Origin of the sequence: Flavobacterium sp. ARAG 55.4 (assembly GCF_051846875.1) — a bacterium.
In the GTDB taxonomy this organism is placed as follows: domain Bacteria; phylum Bacteroidota; class Bacteroidia; order Flavobacteriales; family Flavobacteriaceae; genus Flavobacterium; species Flavobacterium plantiphilum.
In genome coordinates this window covers 1-1,849 of the sequence record NZ_JBPYCT010000036.1, presented here as the reverse complement: position 1 = coordinate 1,849, position 1,849 = coordinate 1, and the positions used below count along the sequence as shown (strand labels likewise).

Annotated in this window: 1 protein-coding gene; it reads left to right on the top strand. The window is 29.1% G+C overall.

The window, feature by feature from the left end; genetic code table 11:
• The coding region (locus tag ACSV4D_RS18065) for a hypothetical protein (RefSeq protein ID WP_439229385.1) at positions 1-628 on the top strand (628 nt) is incomplete at its 5' end.
• Positions 629-1,849 lie beyond the last annotated feature (1,221 nt).

Here is a 1,849-nt window from a genome sequence, read left to right as displayed (position 1 = left end):
AATAAATATCAGCTTACTTATGGCACAAAGCCAGCCAAAATTAGGTAGATTGGAGCCATTTTATGGCTGGTATAAACTAGTTACCAGCAAGTTTACCACAAAAACTGAAAAACAGAATATGGAAATTGGACAGAAATTTAATAATCTAACTCTAAAAGAGTATTTTTTCTACATAGACAATTATAAAAAATATACAGATTTTAATACACTTGGTCTTTATCGTTCATTAATTGAAAATGAAAAATTGACAATTGAAGAAAAAATTTCAGTTAGAAATTATGCAAACCAAATATTTCAAAAAACATTTGATTTTTTGCAACTTAAAGATCCAAAAACATTTGTAGAAGTTTCGTATTTAGGCGAAGAACTAACTAAAGGAGACGAAGAAAAAATTTGGAATGAAATTAGGAAAAGCCAACAAAAAATTTTAACCGACAAAAAAATAAAACATCGAAATTTTGGCGATTATTCAAAACATGATTGTGGTTATGAGGATTGCGTTTATAATGGATTAATGATAAAACAAGGTTCAAGATTAGCAGAAGGCCAAATTCATTTTGACAGTGACAGAACTAAATATTCTGCAAAAGAAAATCAGAAAAGCGAAAGTTGGAAAGGAAAAACATAAAAAACATAATCAAAAACGAGTTTGAAAACGAATAAAACCAGCTGGTAACAGCTACTACAACGGATTTGGGCAATAGCCTTAATGAAAGTTGGTTTTGTATTTGGAAGATTTGGCAAATCCGAAGAATAGGCTTAATTTAATCCCAAACCCGCTGTAGTGCCAGAACGGTGGCGGTCAGTTGAAGAAATCTAAAACACTCAGAAACAAGGATAAAGATTTGATTTTCTAAAAAAAAATATAGATTGAGGTGGATAATTGTTACAAGAAAAAGGACTATTTTAAAAAAAATAGGCTGACATAACTTAATAAATTACAACATTATACGATATACTATGAATGGAATTATCTTAATTATTTCTTTTGCTTTTATTTTCATTCCAACATTATACCCACCTATTCATAAGATTTTAAGAATTCAAAAGACATTCAAATCCATTTTATACTTCACAATATTATTACCAATAATATCAATTTTGTTCGTTTTGGCTGGCTTTACAGATTTTGAGAATAGTTATTTTATTTCGTTTTCTCCATTGTTTTTTTTAATTTTTTACAAATATTACGACGGAATTATTTTGCGTAAATATGGAAGGCATATTTATTTTTTTGTACAATTTAACCATTCTATTTATAGTGATGACGAATCTGACGAAACGACGAGTTTAGAGGTATGGCTTGGCATAACTTTGACAATATTTCCCTTGTTGATGTCTTTTATGATGAAATACTTAATTATAGATTTGATTTGTAAGTGTTGACAATTAAGTAAATATCTAGCCATTTGCAGATACATTCGATTTTCAAGTACATACAGAAGAGTAGTTTTTAAAGTTAACGAAAAAGTTAGAATTGAAATACTAATTATAAATATCAAAACTTATAGATTGAAACGTGAAAAGCAGAAACGTGAAATGTGGAAGCTAGAAAAATTAAGTTAAAAATTAATTATAAAAAAAACAACCGAACCGCCAACACACCCTACAAGCAATTTGGGTAATAGGCTTAATTTGAAATTGGTTTTGTATTTGGAAGATTAGGCAAATCCGAAGAATGGTCTTAATTTAGTCCCAACCTCGCCAAGCGCGGGAACGTCAGGCTGTAAAAAAACCTCATTTTTCGATTAAAACCTTCAAATTTTACTTCTCTATAATTCCAATAAAGCCTTTTTAAGAAGGTTCCTTTTTTAGGCTGCTAATTTAGTTTGATAAAAAAAGTATGCTA